This window comes from Gordonia hydrophobica NBRC 16057 (assembly GCF_001592365.1).
In the GTDB taxonomy this organism is placed as follows: domain Bacteria; phylum Actinomycetota; class Actinomycetes; order Mycobacteriales; family Mycobacteriaceae; genus Gordonia; species Gordonia hydrophobica.
In genome coordinates this window covers 133,029-154,203 of sequence record NZ_BCWU01000009.1, presented here as the reverse complement: position 1 = coordinate 154,203, position 21,175 = coordinate 133,029, and the positions used below count along the sequence as shown (strand labels likewise).

Annotated in this window: 17 protein-coding genes; 10 read left to right on the top strand and 7 right to left on the bottom strand. The window is 68.3% G+C overall.

The genetic code is table 11. From position 1 onward, the window contains the following. Positions 1 to 90 precede the first annotated feature (90 nt). Entirely contained in the window at positions 91 to 438 is a 348-nt protein-coding gene (locus GH2_RS15750) for a YnfA family protein (RefSeq protein ID WP_066169963.1), read from the top strand. A 58-nt stretch (positions 439 to 496) separates the two neighbouring features. On the opposite strand, the gene GH2_RS15745 is transcribed toward GH2_RS15750, so the two are convergent. Beyond that, positions 497 to 1,687: an acyl-CoA dehydrogenase family protein gene (locus GH2_RS15745; protein WP_066169960.1), complete on the bottom strand. Its 1,191-nt coding sequence runs from the start codon at positions 1,685 to 1,687 to the stop codon at positions 497 to 499. A 94-nt stretch (positions 1,688 to 1,781) separates the two neighbouring features. Between GH2_RS15745 and GH2_RS15740 the strand changes: the two genes are divergently transcribed. Then, on the top strand, positions 1,782 to 2,840 hold the full coding sequence (locus GH2_RS15740; protein ID WP_066169957.1) for a DUF2804 family protein: 1,059 nt from the start codon (positions 1,782 to 1,784) through the stop codon (positions 2,838 to 2,840). Between the two features lie 59 nt (positions 2,841 to 2,899). Further along, on the top strand, positions 2,900 to 3,070 hold the full coding sequence (locus GH2_RS21790) for a glycine zipper domain-containing protein (RefSeq protein ID WP_169802468.1): 171 nt from the start codon (positions 2,900 to 2,902) through the stop codon (positions 3,068 to 3,070). 149 nt (positions 3,071 to 3,219) lie between these two features. Here GH2_RS21790 and GH2_RS15735 read toward each other — a convergent pair whose 3' ends face one another. Continuing rightward, positions 3,220 to 6,144, bottom strand: coding sequence for a leucine--tRNA ligase (locus GH2_RS15735; RefSeq protein WP_066169954.1), 2,925 nt, complete (start codon positions 6,142 to 6,144; stop codon positions 3,220 to 3,222). Between the two features lie 37 nt (positions 6,145 to 6,181). Continuing rightward, entirely contained in the window at positions 6,182 to 6,343 is a 162-nt protein-coding gene (locus GH2_RS21660; protein WP_157086114.1) for a hypothetical protein, read from the bottom strand. 104 nt (positions 6,344 to 6,447) lie between these two features. Between GH2_RS21660 and GH2_RS15730 the strand changes: the two genes are divergently transcribed. The 3 genes from GH2_RS15730 to GH2_RS15720 are packed head-to-tail and all read left to right on the top strand — an operon-like array spanning position 6,448 to position 8,461. Next, positions 6,448 to 6,978, top strand: coding sequence for an SdpI family protein (locus tag GH2_RS15730; RefSeq protein ID WP_066169952.1), 531 nt, complete (start codon positions 6,448 to 6,450; stop codon positions 6,976 to 6,978). A gap of 6 nt (positions 6,979 to 6,984) precedes the next feature. Then, a complete protein-coding gene (locus GH2_RS15725) occupies positions 6,985 to 7,971 on the top strand; it encodes a bile acid:sodium symporter family protein (RefSeq protein ID WP_066169949.1) in 987 nt (328 codons plus the stop codon). 46 nt (positions 7,972 to 8,017) lie between these two features. Then, positions 8,018 to 8,461 (top strand): hypothetical protein, encoded by a 444-nt coding sequence (locus tag GH2_RS15720; RefSeq protein WP_066169946.1) that lies wholly within the window; start codon positions 8,018 to 8,020, stop codon positions 8,459 to 8,461. Here the strand turns inward: GH2_RS15720 and GH2_RS15715 are convergent. Continuing rightward, positions 8,386 to 9,702, bottom strand: a complete 1,317-nt coding sequence (locus GH2_RS15715; protein ID WP_157086113.1) for an MFS transporter — start codon at positions 9,700 to 9,702, stop codon at positions 8,386 to 8,388. The genes GH2_RS15720 and GH2_RS15715 overlap by 76 nt on opposite strands. A 71-nt stretch (positions 9,703 to 9,773) precedes the next feature. Here GH2_RS15715 and GH2_RS15710 point away from each other — a divergent pair, with 71 nt between their 5' ends. Beyond that, positions 9,774 to 10,364, top strand: coding sequence for a YqgE/AlgH family protein (locus GH2_RS15710; protein ID WP_066169943.1), 591 nt, complete (start codon positions 9,774 to 9,776; stop codon positions 10,362 to 10,364). A 12-nt stretch (positions 10,365 to 10,376) separates the two neighbouring features. Here GH2_RS15710 and GH2_RS15705 read toward each other — a convergent pair whose 3' ends face one another. The 3 genes from GH2_RS15705 to GH2_RS15695 are packed head-to-tail and all read right to left on the bottom strand — an operon-like array spanning position 10,377 to position 13,614. Continuing rightward, entirely contained in the window at positions 10,377 to 10,991 is a 615-nt protein-coding gene (locus GH2_RS15705) for a DedA family protein (RefSeq protein WP_066169941.1), read from the bottom strand. Positions 10,992 to 11,033: 42 nt separating this feature from the next. Then, positions 11,034 to 12,125: an aminotransferase class V-fold PLP-dependent enzyme gene (locus GH2_RS15700; protein WP_066169936.1), complete on the bottom strand. Its 1,092-nt coding sequence runs from the start codon at positions 12,123 to 12,125 to the stop codon at positions 11,034 to 11,036. Between the two features lie 34 nt (positions 12,126 to 12,159). Then, positions 12,160 to 13,614 (bottom strand): CCA tRNA nucleotidyltransferase, encoded by a 1,455-nt coding sequence (locus tag GH2_RS15695; RefSeq protein WP_066170195.1) that lies wholly within the window; start codon positions 13,612 to 13,614, stop codon positions 12,160 to 12,162. Between the two features lie 104 nt (positions 13,615 to 13,718). Between GH2_RS15695 and GH2_RS15690 the strand changes: the two genes are divergently transcribed. The 3 genes from GH2_RS15690 to GH2_RS15680 are packed head-to-tail and all read left to right on the top strand — an operon-like array spanning position 13,719 to position 21,082. Continuing rightward, entirely contained in the window at positions 13,719 to 14,873 is a 1,155-nt protein-coding gene (locus tag GH2_RS15690) for an NUDIX hydrolase (RefSeq protein ID WP_066169934.1), read from the top strand. After that, a complete protein-coding gene (locus GH2_RS15685; RefSeq protein ID WP_239589035.1) occupies positions 14,764 to 17,520 on the top strand; it encodes a DUF6049 family protein in 2,757 nt (918 codons plus the stop codon). Before GH2_RS15690 ends, GH2_RS15685 begins: the two co-directional genes overlap by 110 nt. Continuing rightward, positions 17,507 to 21,082, top strand: coding sequence for a murein biosynthesis integral membrane protein MurJ (locus GH2_RS15680; protein WP_066169931.1), 3,576 nt, complete (start codon positions 17,507 to 17,509; stop codon positions 21,080 to 21,082). Before GH2_RS15685 ends, GH2_RS15680 begins: the two co-directional genes overlap by 14 nt. Positions 21,083 to 21,175 lie beyond the last annotated feature (93 nt).

The window sequence follows — 21,175 nt, the reverse complement described above, 5'->3', positions numbered from 1 at the left end:
ATTGGAACACGTTCTAGTTGGGAGAGTAGCAGCGGCAGCGGGGCGACGCGAGGGGCTGCGCGGACCGAGCGGCCTGGCATCATCGACGCCATGACCGTCACGCGCTCCATCCTGCTGTTCGTCCTGGCCGCCGTCGCCGAGATCGGTGGCGCCTGGCTGGTCTGGCAGGGAATCCGAGAACATCGCGGATGGCTGTTCATCGGCGCAGGCGTCGTCGCCCTCGGTCTCTACGGCTTCGTCGCAACCCTGCAGCCCGATGCCGAGTTCGGTCGCATCCTCGCAGCGTACGGCGGTGTCTTCGTCGCCGGATCACTGCTCTGGGGCATGGCGGTCGACGGTTTCCGCCCCGACCGCTGGGATGTTATCGGCGCGCTGATCTGCCTGGTCGGCGTCGCGGTGATCATGTACATGCCGCGCGACGTCGCACTGGTCGAGTGAGCACGCGAGGAGGCCGACACCCCTCGATGTCGGCCTCAACGCTGTGCTTCCTCAGTACCTACTTGAGGTCGGCACTGCTCTTGCCCAGGACCTTCCGGGCAATGATCAATTGCTGGATCTGCTGGGTGCCTTCGAAGATGTCGAGGATCTTGGAATCGCGTGCCCACTTCTCCAGGAGTTCGGTCTCCGAGAACGCCGCCGTCGCACCGACTTCGACGGCCTTGTTGGTCAGTTCGGTGACCATGCGGCCGGCTTTGGCCTTGCTCATCGACGCCTCGCTGGAGTTCGGCGTCTTGTTGTCGGCCATCCACGCTGCGCGCAGCGCCAGCATCCAGGACGCCTCCCAGTCCGACTCGAGCCTGATGAACTCCGCGACGGTGGCGTGCTGCGCGGCGGCGGGGCGGTCGTAGTCGATCTCGTGACCAGCTTCTTCGAGCATCCGGCGGAGTTCTTCGAGGGCGGCACGACCGAGACCGACAGCCATCGCGGCGACGACCGGTCGGGTGTTGTCGAAGGTCTGCATCACGCCCCCGAAGCCCTTGCGCACCTCGATCTCGGGCGAGCCGAGCAGGTTCTCGGCGGGCACGCGCACGTCGTCGAACACGATGACGGCGGTATCGGACGATTTGAGCCCCAGTTTCTCCTCGAGGCGGGCGACAGTGACTCCCGTACTGTTCAGCGGCACCACGAAGCTCTTGATGGCGGCGCGTCCCACGCTCTTGTCGAGGGTGGCCCACACGACGACGTGGTCGGCGCGCGAACCGGCGGTCACGAAGATCTTCTCGCCGTTGATGACGTAGTCGTCGCCGTCGAGCACCGCGGTGGTCGAGACGGCGGCGGAGTCGCTGCCGAAGCCGGGCTCCGTGATCGCCATGGCTGCCCAGACGTCAGCGAAACGCTCCAGTTGCTCGTCGTTCGCGACGGCGGCGATCGCCGCGTTGCCCAGTCCCTGGTAGGGGATCGACAGCATCAGACCGACGTCGCCCCAACCGAGTTCGCGGGCGTTGAGCACTGACCGGAGGTTGGCGCCGTTGACCGTCCCCGCGGCGGCGTCGGCCGCCTTGTCGGCGTCCTTGTCGCCACCGCGGGCCTGCTTGGCGATCTTGCCGAGATCGTCGAGTTCCGTCGGGTACTCGTGCTCGGCTTTGTCGTACTTACGCGAGATGGGCCGGAAGATGTGCTCGGCAGCCATGCGGGCGCGCTCGACCGTGGAGTTCAACTTCTCCGGGAGCTCAAGGTTGATAGCCATGCCACGACCTTACTACTGAGTAAGTTACTTGCCAAGCCCCACGACCACCGGCTTCTCGCAACGGCCAGAGTGCAGGACACTAGGCTCGAGATCGATGAACACCGTGGTCTTTCCTCCCGCCGCCGTCGCCCCGCCGCAGTCCCTGGTGTCCGGATCCGGGCACTACAACTTCGGCACCTACACGGGGGCCATCCCGACGATCAATCCGCTCGACGCCGCCGGAACGGGACTGTTCGCGTCCGCACGGCGGCGGATTCGCGACGTCGGCCTGAAGGAGTGGGAGGCGTTTCAACTCGGCGACGACGACCACTTCGCCCTCGGCGCCGTCTACAACGCGAAATCCCTTGGGCTGCTGCAGGTTCTGATCGTCGACAAGCAGGCGGCGACCATCAGCAGGTTCGAGACCAAACTGCCGTCGAATCTGCTCGACGTGGCCCGCGGCCTCGACGGGACCGTCTCGTCCGGTGAGTTCGCCGGCCTGAAGATCGCGATCAGCAACGAGTTCTCCGCCGGGTCGCTGACCGTCGACGCCACTCGCCGCGCCACGGCGCTGCGACCGGAGATGGACCTGCACGTGACCGGGGCCGTCGATCGTGCCGGACATCTGGTGATCGTGCATCCGTTCAACGACACCAGCGCGCTCTACTCGCACAAGGCCATGATGCCTGCGACCGGGTCGATCACGATCGACGACGAGCACCTGGGATTGGCCGACGGCCGGGGTTTCCTCATCCTCGACGACCACCACGGCGATTATCCGCGACCGATGAAGTACGGCTGGGTCACCGGCATCCGCCGCACTGCCGCCGGTGTCGTCGAGGGCTTCAACCTGACCGCCAATCAGATCCGCAATCCGGGTGTGTTCAACGAGAACGCGATCTGGATCGGCGATCAGGTGCACCGACTGCCCGCCGTGTCCGTCGAACGGCCCGACGGCCCCTGGGGCACATGGTTCATCCGCGATCGGTCCGGCGCCGTCGACGTGACCTTCACGCCGACGGTCCAGTCGACGCAGCACGTCGGCCCACGGAAGGCGCTCGCCGAGTACTACGCGCCCTATGGCTGGTATGAGGGGACCATCGAGGCAGAGAAGGCGTCGTTGACCGTCGACGGCATGTTCGGCGTGGGGGAGCAGAAGCGGATCTCGGTGTAGGGCGTCGAGAACCCGACCGCGCCGCCCGAACGTGGCGCTTGACGGTTAGGGTCGTCCCTATGACCGACAGCACAGAAGGGTCGCGGAAGAAGAACGAGCGGATGGGAGTGGCGATCGGCGTCGGTGTCGCGATCGGCGTCGCCCTGTTCGTCGCGACCGACAGCGTCGTGTGGATCGCTGTCGGCTTGGCGATCGCCATCGCCTGCGGTGCCGGATGGGCGCGGCGCTAACTGGCGCGACAACCTCTCGACCTGCGGATTGTTAGATTAGGACGCCTCTAATCTAACAACGATTCCGCATGTGGCCGAAAGTCTGTGAGATTACGGCCGCGCAGGAGCACTCACGAGCGTCGTTCCGTCGTACCCGCGGGGAACCGCCGCTACGGGACGATGTTCACCATCTTGCCGGGGACGAAGATGATCTTGCGGGGCTCGCCGTCGAGGAAGGCGGCGATCTTCTCGTCGGCCAGTGCCGCGGCGACGACCGCGGCCTCGTCGGCATCCGCGGGCACGTGGATGCGGCTGCGCGGTTTGCCCTTGATCGCGACCGGCAGTTCGATCGTGTCCTCGACCAGCCACTTCTCGTCGACCTCGGGGAACGGACCGTGGGCCAGCGAGCCGTCGTGCCCGAGGCGGCTCCACAGTTCCTCCGCGAGGTGCGGGGCCAGGGGAGCGAGCATCAAGACAAGGCCTTCGACGGTCTCGCGCGGCGCACCCTTCGGGTAGTTCTTCGTCAGGAAGTTCGTCAGCTCGATCAACTTGGCGCCCGCGGTGTTGGTCCGCAGATTCGCGAAGTCGTCGCGCACACCGGCGATCGCCTTGTGCAGCGCCTTGTTCGCGTCGTCGGACGGAGCGTCGTCGACGACGTGGACGGCGCCGGAATCCTCGTCGACCACCAGACGCCACACGCGCTGCAGGAAGCGTTGCGCGCCCACGACGTCCTTGGTGGCCCAGGGCCGTGACTGGTCCAGCGGACCCATCGACATCTCGTACACGCGGAGAGTGTCGGCACCGTAGTCGCGGGCGATCTCGTCGGGGGCGACGGAGTTCTTGAGCGACTTGCCCATCTTCCCGTACTCCTGCGTGACCTCCTGGTCGTTGTAGAAGTACTTGCCGTCGCGCTCGACGACGTCCGCTGCAGGCACGTACACGCCGCGCGCATCGGTGTACGCGTACGCCTGGATCATGCCCTGGTTGAAGAGTCGGCGGTAGGGTTCGCGACTGGTGACGAAGCCCAGGTCGAAGAGCACCTTGTGCCAGAAACGCGAGTACAGCAGGTGCAGCACCGCGTGCTCCACGCCGCCGATGTACAGGTCCAGCCCGCCGGGATCGCTCTCGCCGTGGATCGACGGCCGCGGACCCATCCAGTACGCCTCGTTCTCCTTGGCGCACAAGGTCTCGTCGTTGGTCGGGTCGATGTACCGCAGCTGGTACCAGGAGCTGCCCGCCCACTGGGGCATCACATTGGTGTCGCGCGTGTAGGTCCGCTTGCCGCGGCCGTCGCCGAGATCGAGCTCCACCGTCACCCAGTCGGTGGCCTTGGCCAGCGGGGGAGACGGCTCGCTGTCGGCGTCGTCGGGATCGAACGAGACGGGCTGGTAGTCGGCCACCTCGGGCAGCTCGATCGGGAGCATCGACTCGGGCAGCGCGTGCGGCGCACCGTCGGCGTCGTACACGATCGGGAACGGTTCACCCCAGTACCGCTGCCGCGCGAACAACCAGTCGCGCAGTTTGTACTGGACGGTGCCGACGCCGGTTCCGTCCGCCTCGAGCCGCTCGATCATCGCGGCCTTGGCCTCGTCGACGGACAATCCGTTCAAGAAATCAGAGTTCACCAGGGGACCGTCACCGGTGTACGCGGCGTCGACGACGCCCGCGTCGGACCCGATGACCTCGATCAACGGCAGTCCGAACGCGGTCGCGAACTCGTGGTCGCGGGCGTCGTGTCCGGGCACGGCCATGATGGCGCCGGTGCCGTAGCCGATCAGGACGTAATCGGCGATGAAGACCGGAACGGGCCTGCCGTCGACCGGATTGGTCGCGAACGACCCGGTGAAGACGCCGGTCTTCTCCTTGTTCTCCTGACGCTCGACGTCGCTCTTCGCGGCGATCGACGCGCGGTACGCGGCGACGGCCTCGCTCGGGGTCGAGGCACGGTAACCATTTGCGCTCACTTCGCTCCCGGCGGGTCCGGTCCACCGCGGATCGGTGCCCTCGGGCCACTCGGCGGCCACCAGCGCGTCCACCAGCTCGTGCTCGGGCGCGAGGACCATGTAGGTGGCGCCGAACAGCGTGTCGGGGCGGGTGGTGAAGACCTCGATGAGCGCGTCGCTGCCGTCGGCCGCCTGCACGCCGGGCACGGGGAACTGGACCTGCGCGCCGCGCGAGCGCCCGATCCAGTTGCGCTGCATGGTCTTGACCTTCTCCGGCCAGTCCAGCAGATCCAGGTCGTCGAGCAGGCGGTCGGAGTACGCGGTGATCCGCATCATCCACTGACGCAGGTTCTTGCGGAAGACCGGGAAGTTGCCGCGCTCGGACCGGCCGTCGGCCGTGACCTCCTCGTTGGCGAGCACCGTGCCGAGTCCCGGGCACCAGTTCACCAGCGAGTTGCTGAGGTAGACCAGACGGAAATCGTCGAGGACCTCACGCCGTTCGACGGCGCTCAGCGCCACCCAGTCGCGACCGTCTTCCAGTTCGCGGCCGTTCTCGAACTCCTCGATGAGCTCATCGATGCGGCGGGCTCTGCCCAGTTCCGGATCGAACCAGGCGTTGTAGATCTGCAGGAAGATCCACTGCGTCCACCGGTAGAACTCGAGGTCGGTGGTGGCGACGCGGCGCCGCTCGTCGTGGCCGAGGCCCAGGCGACGGATCTGCTGCAGGTATCGCTCGATGTTCGCTTCGGTGGTGGTGCGCGGATGCGTGCCCGTCTGGACGGCGTACTGCTCGGCGGGCAGGCCGAAGGAGTCGAAGCCCATGGTGTGCAGGACGTTCTTGCCGACCATCCGCTGGTAGCGGGCGAAGACGTCGCTGGCGATGAAGCCGAGCGGGTGCCCCACGTGCAGACCCGCGCCCGACGGGTACGGGAACATGTCCTGGACGAACAACTTGTCGTCGGCCTCGGGGCTGTCGCCGCCCGCGTAGGCGGAGAAGTCGCCGGCGAGTGGCCCGACGGGGTTCGGCGCCGCGAAGGTCTGGTTCTGGGTCCAGAACTCCTGCCAGCGCCCTTCGATCTCGCCCGCAGTCTGGGCTGTGTACCGGTGGCCGTCGGTATCGGCCGAACGATTCGTCGAATCAGCAGAAGTCACTCGACCAGCGTAAATCCTCATCTCACCTGCGGGGAAATCAGGCTGCATGCCGCCCGCGTCGCCGGGCGCGATCCAGCGCCGTCAAGCAGTCGCGGTACTCCGCGCGATCGCTCAGATAGAAGCGAACGGAGGAGAGCGACGTGACGATCGCGATGATCGCGAACACGGTGACCACCACCGACCGCGCACCATTTCGCATCGAGTCGCACCACTTGCGGTTCCCGCACCTGGTCGCGACCGAGTGCGGGAACGAGAACTGGTGCTTTTTAGGCCGACGGCGACGACCGTCGTAGACTCGCAGGCGTGTCTATCGTGTCTACCGTCATCGCGGTTCTCGCACTGGTACTCGCAGCCGGGTCGCTGGGAATCGGCGTCGCCGGTCTGACCGGCGCACTGCGTCGCAATCGGTGGGCGGGCGTCCGCTCCCCGGAGACGCTCCGCTCCGACGAGGCCTTCACCGTCGCCAACAAGGTCGCCGCTCCCGGTTACCTCGGCGCCGGCGCGATTCTCGCGGCGACCGGCGTCATCGGGCTGTTCGTCGGCGCCTGGGGATTCCTGTTCGCCCTGTTCGGCATCATCGTCGCGCTGCTCGTCATCTCAGCGGCAGGCGGCATGGCTCTGCAGGCGGCCCGCGCCGTCCCGGCCCCGCACACGGGCGGATGCTGCTCGAGCGACACCGGGTCCGGCTGCGCCGACAGCTCCGCGTCGTCGTGCAGCGCCGAGACCGACACCGCCGTCGATCCCGCCGACGACTGCGGTGAGTCGAGTTGCGGCACGTGTGCCCTGAGCGGCATGTGCCTGTCGGAGGACAACCCGGCGCGCCACACCGTCTAGCGGGTCATGCGCAGACTTCTCGATCGTTCCCCGATCGACGGCTTTGTGCTGTCGATCTTCCTCGCCGTCGTCGTCGCGGCGATCCTTCCGGCCCGCGGATCGTTCGCCGACACCATGGACTGGGTCGTCACCGGCCTCATCGCGCTCCTGTTCTTCCTGTACGGCGCGCGGCTGCACCCGCGCGAAGCGCTGGACGGTCTGACGCACTGGCGGCTGCACCTGACGATCCTGAGCTTCACGTTCATCCTGTTCCCGATCGTCGGCCTGCTGCTGCGCCCCGCCCTCGCGCCGCTCATCGGCGACCAGCTGGCGCAGGGCTTCCTCTACCTGACGCTGGTGCCGTCGACGGTGCAGTCGTCGATCGCCTTCACCTCCATCGCCCGCGGCAACGTGGCGGGCGCGATCGTCAGCGCATCCGCGTCAAACCTGATCGGCGTCGTCCTGACGCCGTTGCTGGTGGTCCTGATGATGGGGTCCGACGCGGGCGTCCACATCACCGGGTCGTCGGTGACGAAGATCGTCCTCGAGATCCTGGTGCCGTTCATCATCGGCCAACTGTGCCGTCCGTTGATCGCGGGCTTCATGGCGAAGTACGCGGCCCCGACCAAGTACGTCGATCGCAGCTCGATCATCGTGGTGGTTTATGTGGCCTTCAGCGGCGGCGTGGTGTCGGGCATGTGGTCCATCGTCAGCGCCTGGGACGTGGTGATCGTGACGGTGGTCTCGATCGTGTTCGTGGTCGCCATGCTGGCCCTGACCAGTTGGGTGCCGACGCGGCTGGGCTGGCGTCGCGAGGACGTGGTCGCGATCCAGTTCTGCGGCACCAAGAAGTCGCTCGCGACGGGACTGCCGCTCGCGACGGTCATGTTCGCGAGCGGAACGGTGGGGTTCATCGTGCTGCCGCTGATGATCTTCCATCAGGTGCAGCTGGTGCTCTGCTCCATGCTCGCCAGCCGTTACGAGAAGCAGGCGACCGCCGCAACGGACGACTGATCGGCGTGTCGGGGAACCGAACCGACCGCTGTCGCGTCCAATCGGTATGGACACCGCGATCGAGTACTTCTTCGGCACCGGCGACGGCGCGCTGACCCACTGGACATCGCAGGCCGACCTGGATCTGACCGGCGACGGGACCCTCGACGCCGTGGCGCTCGACTTCGACGGTGACGGACTGATCGACGACGCGATGTGGGATTCCGACGGCGACGGCGTGGCCGACCGAGTGGTCCTGGACTTGGACGACGACGGCACGCCGGAGACCCGATTCGCCGACGGGGGCCGCGGACTGTGGGAACTCGACGCACCGAGCGGCGAGGCCGTCCCGCGGCAGGACGCACTCGACACCGATGGCGACGGTGTTCCGGACGTGGTGCTGATGGATCTGGACGGCGACGGATTCGCCGACACTCACCGGCCGGTGGGCGTCTCAGCCGACACCGGTTCCTCGACGAGAGGTGCGGGCGGCGGTCCCTCGGCGCGCTGACCACGGCGGATCACCCACACCGTGATCGCGAAGTACAGGGCCGACCCGGTGATCACCAGACCCGCGCTGAACCCGCCCTGCGGAACGAGAACCGCCGCCACGAAGATCGCCGCCACGAACGCCGTGTTGAACAGGGCGTCCTGGACCGCGAAGACCTGCCCGCGGTACGAGTCGGCGACGTCGCACTGCATCGCGACGTCGCCGCACAGTTTCACCGTCTGACCGGCCAAGCCGATCACCGCGGCCGCCACCAGGACGGGCACGGGCCGGACGGTCAGCAGGAGGAGTTCGGCGAAGCCGCCCACAATCAGTGCGCTGATGATGGTGCCGCGCCGCCCGACCACTCTGATCGACACCGGCGTGGTGCCCGCGGCGATCAACGCACCTCCGGCCACGCAGCCGCCGATGATCGACAGCGCCCGGACGTCGGCGCCCAGGGCGTCGCCGAGTTCGGTGTTGCGAACCAGCATCAGGAACATCAGGGTGTTGAGCCCGAACACGACGCGGTGGACGCCGATCGCGCTCAGGACGATCGCCACACTGGGCGTCCGCAGCACGGCACGCAGACCGTGCTCGAGCCCCCGCGCCAGCGAGTACACCGCGGTGTGCCCGGCGCCATCCGGCCGGTCCGGCCCCAGTTGTCGTCGCTGGAACCGCCCGGCGAGCAGGGCGCCGAGCACCGCGAAGACAGCGCCGGCCAGCAGCGTGGCCCCGGAACCGCCGTTGTCGGCCCCGAAGATGAACCGCAGGAGCGCAGACACTCCCGCACCGGCGGCCAGCATCCCCGCGCCGACCGTGGTGAAGACGGCGTTGATCTCGACGATCAACGACGGCGGCGTCACGTGCGGCAGACTCGCCGACAGACCCGACGCCACCAGCCGGCTGCACCCGGTGACCAGCAGCGCCGACAGCAAGACGACGGTGTCGGGCGTACTGGTGGTCATCGCGATCGCGACCAGAATGATGGCGGCCGCGCGCAGCAGGTTGACCCAGAGCAGGACGCGCCGTCGATCCCAGTGGTCCAGCAGGGCGCCGGCGAACGGACCGAGCAGCGAGTAGGGCAGCAGGAGCACCGCGAAGCCGCCCGCGATGGCCAGGGGATCGGTGTGCCGATCCGGGTTGAACAGGATCGAGAACGCCAACGCGGCTTGGAAAGCGCCGTCGCTCACCTGGCACAGAAGGCGGACGGCGAGCAGGCGGATCAGTCCCGGAGCACGTATCACCGACCGCAATCTGTCCACCGCCTCGAGTTTACGGCTCAACTCGGGGCCGGGTGCCGCCACGGCGACTCGACGGGTGTCATGATTGAAGGGTGTCCGGTGCCGACTATCTGACGAATCAGCCCGATGTGAGCGCGGGGAGCCTGTTGATCGCCTCCACCGCCCTCACCGGGCCCACGTTCGCGCGCACGGTGATTTACGTGATCGAGCACGACGAGCAGGGAACTCTCGGTGTGGTGCTGAACCGTATGTCCGACGCGGCCGTCTTCAATGTGCTGCCCGCATGGGCCGAACTCGCTGCCCAGCCGCGCGCCGTCTTCGTCGGCGGTCCCGTCTCCACCTCGTCGGCCCTGTGCCTCGGCGTGGCCAAGACCGGCGTCAACGTGGCGGAGCAACCCAAACTGCACCAGGTGCTGGGACCGGTCGCCATGGTCGACCTGGATGCCGACCCCGAGGAATTGGCCCACGTCCTGACCGGCGTCCGGATCTTCGCCGGATACGCGGGGTGGGACGCCGGTCAGCTCGACGATGAGATCGCCGAAGGCAGTTGGATCATCACCCAGGGCCTGCCGACCGATCTGCTCTCCGAGCCGTCCGTCGACGTCTGGCAGCGGGTCTTGGCCCGCCAGCCGTGGCCGCTCCCGCTGCTGTCGACGTACCCGCTGCGCCCCGAGGAGAACTAGTATCGCGGCCGCTCAACCGGCCGGTCTGCTGCGCAGCCGCCGATAGAGCAGGAAGCAGAACGCCAGGAAGGCCACGCCCAATCCGACGATGAGCGCCACGCGGGCTCCGAGCGTCGCGCCGACGCCGAAGGAGACCAGCAGGATGGTCGCCGTCCAGGTGGTGCCGCCGAGCGCGGTGGCGAGAAGGTACCGGTGGAACGGCATCGCCCGGCTGCCCGCGAGCAGCGGGGTGAGGCTGCGGAGGTAGCCGACCCAGCGCGCGGACGCGATCGCGATGACGGCGTCGCCCGCTTCCGGCGGACGATAGCCGGACCGGTGAACCCGGTGCGTGAGCCGACGCCCCAGTCCGGTCCGCGCCAGCCGCGGCCCGGTGAGACGACCCACCCAGTATCCCGTCGCATCACCGGCCAGCGCCGCGACGGCTGCGCTCAGGACCAGGACGACGATGCTCGGCTTGCCGATGGCGGCGACCACGCCGGCAGCGATGAGGATCGCCTCGCTGGGCGCCACCAGGCCGATCACCGCGACGGCCGTCTCCAGATAGACCACCCCGCACGCGATCACGTACACCGCCCAGGCGGGGGCGGCGTCGATCAGATCGGTCAAGCGCGTCGTCAGGTCGTTCACAGTGCTCGGCGGGATTCGAGGTGCGGTCAGTCGGCGGTGTGGTCAGTAGCCCATCGTCCGGATGGCGTTCGCGAGTTGATCGAGCTGTTCGCGACGAACGTCCAGGTGTGGGCTGACCCGCAGCAACGACTGCTCGCCCGCGAGCGGGGCGCGCCACGAGTCGGCGGCCGTCACGAGCAGGCCGATCTCACGCAGCCGATCCCGCGCGGCCAGCACATCGGCAGGTCGCCATCCGGGCGGCGGTGCCAGGGTGACCAGTGCCGACGGCTCGTCGATCGGCTCCATGACCTCCCAGCTGCCGATGCCGTGCAGGCGCTCCCGCGTCATCCGTCCGACGACGGCGAGCTCGCGGTACCCGTGCTGCTGACCCAACGCGAGGAATTCGGCGACCGCCGTCGACAGCGCCAGTTGGCCTGCGATGAACGACTCCGACGACTCCACCTCCACCGGCACCCGGGAGTCCGCGCGGACGGCCAGGAAGCCGACGCCGCGGGGACCGGTGAGCCACTTGCGTGAGGTGCCGTAGACGACGTCGGCTCCGGTGACCGTCGGCACGTGTCCGACGGACTGTGCCATGTCGACCACCACGGGGACACCCGCCGCGTGCGCCACCTCGACGATCTTCGCCACCGGCTGCACCAGGCCGCTCGCCGAGCCGAGGTGGCAGACGTGGATGAAGTCCGGCTGCTCGAACTGCAGCATGTTCTCCAGGGAGTCGACGTCCACGTGCCCGTACACGTCGGCGTCCGGCATGGTCCGGACCGCGAAGTCGCGCCTCTCGAACTCGGTGAGATTGGGACCGAACTCGTTCTTCGCGACCCACACGGTCGGCGACATCGGCAGCGTCATCCCGTTGAGGAGCCCGCGGAGGGCGGCGGTGGCGCTGTCGCGGAACGAGATCTCCTCCGGGAGGTGGCCGATCAGCGAGCCGAGGGCGCGTCGTCCCGCGTGGAGATCATCGGCGCGCTCATCCGCGGCCACATACGAGCCGATCTCGGCTTCGCGAACGAGGTGCCGATGAAGTTCGGAGATGACCGCGGACGACGACCGTCCCGCCGACGCGGAGTCGAGATGCCCGATTTCGGGTTCGACGCGAGCTGCATGCCACTGTTCACCGAGTTCGCTGCAGTACATGGGTCAAACCTACCCTGGTGTGTCAGGGGATCGGTCAGTCGCCGTCGCGCTGCTGCTCCCACCATGCGAGCAACGCCGCCTCGGCGTCGTCGCGGCTCATCGGTCCCACGTCCAGACGCAGTTCCTTGAGGTATTTCCACGCCTGCCCGACCACCGGTCCGGGGGAGAGGCCGAGCAGTTCCATGATCGCGTTGCCGTCCAGGTCGGGGCGCACCCGATCCAGATCCTCGGCCTCCTTGATGACCGCGATGCGTTCCTCGAGGTGGTCGTAGGTCTCCTGCAACCGCCGGGCACGTCGCTTGTTCCGGGTGGTGCAGTCGGCGCGAACCAGCTTGTGCAGCCGATCGAGGAGCGGACCCGCATCGGTCACGTACCGACGCACCGCTGAGTCGGTCCACTTGCCGTCGCCGTAACCGTGGAACCGCAGGTGCAGGAACACGAGCTGCGAGACGTCGTCGACCACGGCGTTCGGATACTTCAACTTCCGGAGCCGCTTGCGGACCATCTTGGCGCCCACCACCTCGTGGTGGTGGAAGCTGACGCCGCCGCCCTCCTCGTGCCTGCGGGTGGCGGGTTTCCCGATGTCGTGCAGGAGCGCCGCCCATCGCAGCACCAGATCGGGATCGCCGGTCTCCAGGTCGATCGCCTGCGCCAGGACGGTCAGCGAGTGCTGGTACACGTCCTTGTGCTGGTGGTGCTCGTCGATCGTCAGTTTCATCCCCGGAATCTCCGGAATCACCCGATCCGCCAGACCCGTCTCGACCAGCAGGTCGATCGCTTCGAGCGGATGCTCGCCGCCGATCGTCTTGTCGAGCTCCACGCGGACCCGTTCAGCGGTGATCCGCTCGATCTGATCTGCCATCTCCCGCGTGGCGTCGAGGACGCGGTCCGCGAGCCGGAAGCCGAGCTGCGAGACGAACCGCACGCCGCGCAGCATGCGCAGGGGGTCGTCGTTGAACGACGACTCCGGCGCGGCAGGCGTGTCGACGACGCCGATGAGCACGTCGGTCATCCCGTCGAGCGGATCGCAGAACTCCTGCCCGCCGTCGGCGAGCAGCTTCACCGCCATCGCGTTCATCCGGAAGTCGCGACGGATCAGGTCGCCTTCCAGGGTGTCGCCGAAGGTGACGACCGGGTTCCGGCTCTGTTGGTCGTAGATGTCGGAGCGGAAGGTGGTGATCTCCACGGTCGCGTCGCCCTTGGCGGCGCTCACTGTGCCGAAGTCGATACCGGTGTCCCAGACGGCGTCGCCCCACTCGGCGAGGATCTCGGCGATCACCGGCGGGCGGGCGTCGGTGGTGAAGTCGAGGTCGCCCGCGAGCCTGCCCAGCACGGCATCGCGCACCGAGCCGCCTACCAGGTACAACTCGTGCCCCCGGTCGGCGAAACGAGCAGCGAGCGGCGTCAGGACGTCGGTGAAGGACGCCAGCGTGGACGCGGCCGACGCCAGCAGTCGGGTACGCCGTGCTGAGCGCTCTTCGTCGCTCATCGACGCTCGTGGCGCAGTCTCCATCATGGGGTAAGAGACTACCGACTACCGACCCGCTCAACCTGTTCGGCTAACGCACGGTTACAAGCGGCTAGCATCGGGGTGTGTCCGCTGACCCTTCGCTGCAGCGCCCGGACGTCGATTCCGACGGTCCGGCGGCCGATGGTGCCTCGGACCAGAACGGTTCCACTCCCAAGAATAATCCCCACCAGCAGCCCGGGGGAAGTGGGCAGTCGTCGCGATCACGACGAAACCGTCGTGGGCGGCGGCGCCGCGGACGGCGTTCCGGTCGCGGCAACGGACCGCAGGCGGGCTCGGAGAACACCGCGGGCGAGGCGACGGCGTCCGGCGACACCACCGACACCGTCTCCGCGGGAGCTGCGAAGAAGCCGCGCTCCGGTAAGCCCGGTCCGGCCAAGCCCCCGCACGGCAAGACGCCGCAGAACAAGAACAATCACCACCGCAACTCGCAGGCCAAGGGCAAGAATCCGCAGGCGACGACGGCCACGGAGACTCCCCAGGCCACCAAGCCGTCCGATCTCGCGGGTCGCGCCGCGAGCGCATCGACGTCGGCGTCGTCGCCCGCCTCGATGCCCCGAACGCGTCGCCGGGCGGCACGCCGCCCGGACACGGAGACCCCGCCGCGTCTGCACACCGTGCGGGAGACCTCGGCCGGCGGTCTGGTGCTGTCGGACATCGACGCACCGTTCAACGAACTGTCGGCCGCACTGATCGGTCGGATCGATCGCCGTGGGCGCATGATGTGGTCGCTGCCCAAGGGGCACATCGAGACCGGTGAGACCGCCGAGCAGACCGCGATGCGGGAGGTCGAGGAGGAGACCGGCATCGAGGGGACCATCGTCGCGCCCCTCGGGAAGATCGACTACTGGTTCGTCAGCGAGGGCAAGCGGATCCACAAGACCGTGCACCATTACCTGCTGCGATTCACCGGCGGCGAGCTGTCCGACGCGGACTACGAGGTCAGCGCCGTCGCCTGGGTGCCGCTCGGCGAACTGCCCCGCCGCCTCACGTATTCTGACGAGCGACGTCTGGCGCGGATGGCCGAGTCGGTGATCGCTGATCTGCAGAGCGACCCTCACCGGTTGGCGCAGTCCGAAGCCTCCTGCCTCCGCACCGAGCCGAACGACTATGAGAAAGCCGCAGCCGCACGCAATCAGCGACGCAACGAACCGCCGCCAGCGCCGAAACCCCGTCGACGCCGGCGGCGCCCGCGTCGCACCGCCGCCGGTGACAGCTGATCGCACCGCGTCGCGAATCGTGCTGCTGCGCCTGGTCGTCGCCGCCGCTGTGGTGATCCTGGTGGCCCTGACGACCGGCACGGCGCCGATCGCGCACGCCCAGCCCGCCGGCCCGACGTCGTACGCCACCCTCGGGCTCACCGAGGTGACGCCCACCACGGTCACCAGTTCCACCGGCGAGACGGTGACCGTGCGCGGAAAGGTGGTGAACACTGCGGGCCGAGCCATCAGCGGTGTGCAGGTCCGCCTCAAGCGCGCCGGACCGGTCACGGCGTCGTACCAACTGCGCAGCGCCCTGACCTCGCCGACGACCGAGTTCGGCGTGGTCAGTCGCTCGGCATCGGTCACCGACTCGCTCGGGACGGGCAAGTCCGCCGACTTCTCGATCGACGTGCCGATCGACGGCCCCGGCGGTCTCGCACTCAGCAAGGCGGGGGTGTATCCGCTGGCGGTGGAGGTGACCGGCAGCCCGACCAATGCCGGCACCCTGTCGATCGCCGAATCCCGCACCATGATTCCGGTGCTCTCACTACCGGCGGACCGCGCTCGGGCTCGCGCCTATGTGGATCCGGCGACCGGAGACGACACCGTTCCGCTGCTGGGGCGCGACGGATCCATCTCCCCCAATACGGCCAGCCCGGCGTCGTTCACGATGCTGTGGCCGCTCGCCGCGAGCCCGCAAGAGGCGCCCGGCATCCTCGGCGGCGGCACCGCCGACCTGCGGCTCATCAGCGACGCACTGGGTCACTCGCTCTCCTCCGACGGTCGGCTGGGCCAGGCGCTGCGTGGGTTGGAAGACCTGGTCGGCCTGAACGGCGACGCCGAGCCCGACACCGCGACCGGGACGGACGCGGCGCCCGAGCCCCAGACCGTCGACCCGGTTCGCGACTCCATCTGCCTGGCCGTCGACCCGGATCTGCTGACCACCGTGAGCGCGATGGCCGACGGCTACCTGGTGACCAACGATCCCGGCGATCCCGATGCCCAGACGCACGACGGTTCGGGCGCCGCAGCGGCCGCAGCGTGGATGAAGCGTCTCAAACAGGTCGCCGCCCGCATGTGCGTCACCGCACTGCCGTACGCGCAGGCGGGACTGGCCTCGCTGCGGTCGATCAACAACGACGACCTCACTGCCCGCGCCCTGCTGCAGCCCGCCGACACGGTCGACGCCGTGCTCGGCGTCAAGAGTGTCCGCGGCCTGGCCGTCCCCGCCACCGGAACCCTCACCGACGAGGGCCGCAACCTGTTGTCCGCGCACGGCATCGGGGCCGCGGCCGTCGCCAACACCTCGCTGATCCCGGTGTCGGCGGCCGACGGCGCTCCCACCGCGGGCACCGAGTCGGGGCGATACACCGATTCGGGCGTCGCCCTGCAGTCGTACGACATCGCGATCAGCGCCGCGCTCGGCAGCGCGGGCCTCACCCCGGTGGTGCCTACGATCATGCCGAACTGGCAGCAGCCGAACCTCAGCGACGAGTCGGCGGTGAGCCGCAGGCAGACCGCCGCCGCCTCGTTGGCGTTCCCGATGCTCACCGCACCGGAACCGACGGCGGACGGCGAACGGCGCCCGCACCGGCTGCCGACGACGGGGCGGTCGTCGTTCATCATGCCGCCGACGTACTGGTCGCCGACGGTCGACGACGCCCGCGCCTTGCGTGAGACGGCACGACTGCTCCTGTCGTCCGGAACTGCTCGCCCGGTACCGCTCGCGACCGTCCTCGACGAGATGCCTGCCGCGGACGCCCGCGCACAGCTCGACGTTCCCGGTGACATCGCCCCCGACGTCGCCGACGGCTATCCGATCACCCAGCACGACGCGGAGACCATCCGGCAGCGGCTGGGGCGCATCGACCAGTTGCAGGCGGCTCTGGTCGGTCGTACCGACACCGTCACCACGCCGGCGGAATACCTGGCGCCGCTGCGCGACGACCTCCTGCGCGCCGTGTCGAGCGCATCGACCACCGATTCCACGGTGGCGGGCGACGAACGGAACCAGCGCCTCACCGCGGTCGGCAAAACGCTCCGCACCATGCAGGAGGGCGTGTCGCTGCTCGATCCGAGCGGCCGTTACACGCTCGCCTCCGAACGGAGCCCGCTACTGCTCGTCGTCCGGAACACCCTGGCCCTGCCGATCCGCGTCCGACTCGACATCGACGCACCCGACACCCTCGACATCGGCGACCTCGGCGTGTTCGAGATCCCGGCCTCAGGCACCCGACAGCTGCAGATACCGACGCATGCGTCGAGTTCGGAACCCGCGACGGTCAACATCAGCCTGGTCACGTCGAGCGATGTCCCCCTGAGCACACCGGTCGAGCTGTCGGTCTACGCGAACGCCTACGGCAAGGGTCTGTTCTGGATCACGGTCGGCGCGGCGATCATCCTCATCCTGCTGACGGCGCGCCGACTGTGGCACCGTTTCAGGGGGAAGCCCGATCCCGCCGACGAGGATCGCCCCGAACCCGACGAGGAGCATCGTGAGCAGGCGACACTGAGCTACCAGGCCCGGCTGGCCGCCAGCACTCGACTCGGGGACGAGGAGCACGTCGACCTGGCGACCGAGCGGGAGCCGAGCCGACAGGAGGACGACAGATCGGACCCGAACGCCACTTCCGACGAGGATGGGGAGCCTCATGAGCGATCGTGACACCACGCACGCTGAGCCGACGACGGTGAAGCGCGACGACTCCGACGCGGGCATCATGCGGACCGGCGGCTCCATCGCCATCGCGACGCTGATCAGCAGGATCACCGGCTTCATCCGCACCGTCCTGGTGTTGGCGATGCTGGGCGGCGCGATCGCGTCCGCGTTCCAGGCCGCGTACGTGCTCCCCAGCATGATCGCGGAGGTGGTGCTCGGCGCGGTGCTGACGGCGATCGTCATTCCGGTCCTGGTCAGGGCCGAGAATGAGGATGACGACGGCGGCGCGGGCTTCATCAACCGCATCTTCACGATCACCGTGGTCCTGTTGGGGGCCGCGACACTGATCGCGGTGGTCGCCGCACCGCTGCTCACCATGCTCAATGTGGGCGACGGCGAGGTCAACCGACCGCTGACCACCGCGTTGGCGTATCTGCTGCTGCCGGAGATCCTCTTCTACGGACTCTCGGCACTGTTCATCGCGATTCTGAACATGAAGGGTCTGTTCAAGCCCGGCGCCTGGGCACCGGTGTTGAACAACATCGTTCAGATCACGACCCTCGCCCTGTACGCGGCGATGCCGGGCGAGATGACGCTCAATCCCGTCAAGATGAGCGACCCCAAACTTCTGGTTCTCGGCATCGGCACCACCTTGGGCGTGGTGCTGCAGGCGAGCATTCTGATTCCCTTCCTGCGCCGAGTCGGTGTCCGACTCAAACTCCAGTGGGGGATCGACGACCGGCTGCGCCAGTTCGGCGGCATGGCCGTCGCCATCGTCGCCTACGTGCTGGTGCTGCAGGTCGGTCTCGTCATCACCTATCGGATCGCGGCGCACGCCTCGGCGGCGGGCATCTCGGTGTACGCGACGCATTGGCAGCTGCTGCAGCTGCCGTACGGCGTCCTCGGCGTCACCATTCTGACGGCCATCATGCCGCGGCTGTCACGCAACGCGGCGGCTGACGACACCGACGCCGTCGTCGACGACATGTCGCTGGCCACCCGTCTCACCATGATCGCGCTGGTGCCGACCGTGGCGTTCATGACCTTCTTCGGACCGGCGATCGGCATCGCGATCTTCAACTTCGGCAAGTTCGACGCCGAGGTGGCCTCGCAGCTCGGCTCCGTCCTCGCGTGGGGTGCGTTCACGCTCATTCCGTACGCCATGACGCTGGTGCAGCTGCGCGTCTTCTATGCCCGCGAGGACGCCTGGACGCCCACCCTGATGGTCATCGGCATCACCGTGGTCAAAGTGGCGTCGTCGTACCTGGGCCCGGTGCTGTTCACCGATCCCGAGCTGATCGTCCGCTGGCTGTCGCTCTCGAACGGGCTCGGCTATCTGGTCGGCGCGATCGTCGGCCAGGCACTGCTCCACAAACGACTCGGCATCACCCGCCTGTCCGACGTCACCCGCACCACCGTCACGACGGTCGGCGTGTCCGTCGCGGTCGCGTTCGCCGTCTGGCTGGTCGCCGATCTGAGCGGCCTGTCGAACATGTCGACGCAGGCGGGCAAGATCGGGTCCGTCGTCTACCTCGGCTTCACGGCCATCGTCGCGCTCGGCGTCACCTATCTGCTGTTGACCGCCCTGAAGATCCCCGAGATGGTCACGATCAGCACCACGGTGCTGCGCCTCCTCGGTCGCGTCATTCCGTCGTTGGCACCCGCGCCGGAACCCGACCGCGACGACCGCGATTCGCGCACTATGACCGTTCAGTTCCCGCGGGTCACCGGAGACGACACGGTCCCGTACTCTGGTCAAGTAGACGTCCGTCGCCGGTTTGATCGGGGTACAGCGACGTGGCAGGAGTATTCGGTGCTGTCCGGCGGGGCGGTGGGCGAGACGATGGTGATTCCCGTCGTGGGAGGGCCACGTCCCTATCCTCGACCGCCCGGAGCAGCGCCCAGGCGAGGAGTACCACCGATGGGCCAGAAGGGCAGCGACACCGGTCGACCGCAGGGTCGGCCCTCGGGCGCGTCGTCGGGTCCGTCCGAGCACGCGACCCGCGTGATGGGCCCGCCGCGCGGACCGCGCCTGGTGCCCGGTGCCGCGATCGCCGGCGGTCGTTACCGGCTCCTGGAGAAGGAGGGCGGCACCCGCGGTCTGGAGTTCTGGCGAGCCCGCGACACCGGCCTCGACCGGGAAGTCGGCCTCACCTTCGTCGATCCCGATCAGAAGGCCCCACCGATCCGGCCGGGCGACCGCACCGTCGCCGAGGGACCGCTCGCGATCCTGGACCGCACGCGTCGCCTCGGGCAACTGCACTCCGCCGGGGTGGCCCGCGTGCTCGACGTGGTCCGCAGCGCATCGGGCGGCGTGATCGTCACGGAATGGATTCACGGGTCGTCGCTCAAGGAAGTCGCTGCCACCGCACCGTCCGCACTGGGCGCCGCGCGCGCCGTGCGCGCACTCGCCGCCGGGGCCGAAGCGGCCCATCGCACCGGCACCACACTGTCCATCGACCATCCCGATCGGATTCGCGTCAGCAGCGAGGGGGACGCCGTCCTCGCGTTCCCCGCGGTGATGCCGGGCGACGATCGAGCCGGGGACGTCCGAGGTCTCGGCGCCGTGCTCTACGCACTGTTGCTGAACCGCTGGCCGCTCGACGCCGCGACCGGTACCACGTTGACCACGGCCGGCCCGGCGATCGGCGGCATCGCGCCCGCGCAGCCCGATCCCGAGGACTCCACGCGGCCGATCGCACCGCGCGCGGTGAAACCCGAGATCCCCTTCGAGATCTCCGCGGTGGCGTCCCGCGCTCTCGAGGGCGACCGCGGCATCCGCACCGCCGCGACGGTGCAGCACGTGCTCGACCAGGCGACGGTCGTGGACATGCAGACCGACATGCTGCCGCGCGTCGAGTCCCGTCAGGCCCCGGTGTCGGTGGCCCCGCTGTCCCGGACCCGCAAGGAACGTCTGATGGGCGAGGGCGAGGCAGGCAAGCGCAACACCGCGTTGCTCGCCGGGGCCGGATTGTTCATCCTGTTCCTGATCATCGCGGTCGTGGTGGCGCTGACCAATGTCTTCGGCGGCTCCGACGACGTCAGCACCGATATCAACGCGATCCTGCCGACACAGTCGTCCAGTGCCGACGCACCGGAACCGGGGTCGTTGGACCCCCCTGCGACCACGCCGGTGAGTCTGCGATCGGTGAACTTGTTCGACGTCTCCGGGGAGCCGACGGAATCGTCTCCGAACCTGGAGCACCTGATCAGCGGTGCGAGCCCGGCGTGGCGGACCGACGCCTACCGGGGGAGCGCCCAGTTCGGCGGTCTCAAGTCCGGGCTCGGGCTGATCTTCACCGTCGGCGGCGCGCAGACGGTGAAGTCGGTGACGATCGAGACGACCACCCCCGGATTCACCGTGGAACTGCGGACGTCCACCAGCCGGAGTCCGGCGAGCTTGGATCAGACCACACAGGTCGGCGGCGGGGCCGTGAATCGCGAATCGACCACCCTGAAGGTCGACAATCCCGGCGCGGCACCGTATTTCATCGTGTGGCTGACCGACCTCCCGACCGGACCCAACGGGGACTATCAAGCCGTGATCTCCAAGGTCACGGCGAACTGATCGCCGGCCTTCGTCGCCGCTCAATACTGTGACACAATCCCGTGTCAGATAGTGCACACTAAGCACAGGCGTCGGCGGGCCGCCACGTAGGAT

Excerpts from the sequence above, each read along its gene's own strand:
- GH2_RS15750 (WP_066169963.1), top strand. The coding sequence starts at position 91 with ATGACCGTCACGCGCTCCATCCTGCTGTTCGTCCTGGCCGCCGTCGCC.
- GH2_RS15745 (WP_066169960.1), bottom strand. The coding sequence starts at position 1,687 with ATGGCTATCAACCTTGAGCTCCCGGAGAAGTTGAACTCCACGGTCGAG.
- GH2_RS15740 (WP_066169957.1), top strand. The coding sequence starts at position 1,782 with ATGAACACCGTGGTCTTTCCTCCCGCCGCCGTCGCCCCGCCGCAGTCC.
- GH2_RS21790 (WP_169802468.1), top strand. The coding sequence starts at position 2,900 with ATGACCGACAGCACAGAAGGGTCGCGGAAGAAGAACGAGCGGATGGGA.
- GH2_RS21660 (WP_157086114.1), bottom strand. The coding sequence starts at position 6,343 with ATGCGAAATGGTGCGCGGTCGGTGGTGGTCACCGTGTTCGCGATCATC.
- GH2_RS15725 (WP_066169949.1), top strand. The coding sequence starts at position 6,985 with ATGCGCAGACTTCTCGATCGTTCCCCGATCGACGGCTTTGTGCTGTCG.
- GH2_RS15720 (WP_066169946.1), top strand. The coding sequence starts at position 8,018 with ATGGACACCGCGATCGAGTACTTCTTCGGCACCGGCGACGGCGCGCTG.
- GH2_RS15700 (WP_066169936.1), bottom strand. The coding sequence starts at position 12,125 with ATGTACTGCAGCGAACTCGGTGAACAGTGGCATGCAGCTCGCGTCGAA.
- GH2_RS15695 (WP_066170195.1), bottom strand. The coding sequence starts at position 13,614 with ATGAGCGACGAAGAGCGCTCAGCACGGCGTACCCGACTGCTGGCGTCG.
- GH2_RS15685 (WP_239589035.1), top strand. The coding sequence starts at position 14,764 with ATGAGAAAGCCGCAGCCGCACGCAATCAGCGACGCAACGAACCGCCGC.
- GH2_RS15680 (WP_066169931.1), top strand. The coding sequence starts at position 17,507 with ATGAGCGATCGTGACACCACGCACGCTGAGCCGACGACGGTGAAGCGC.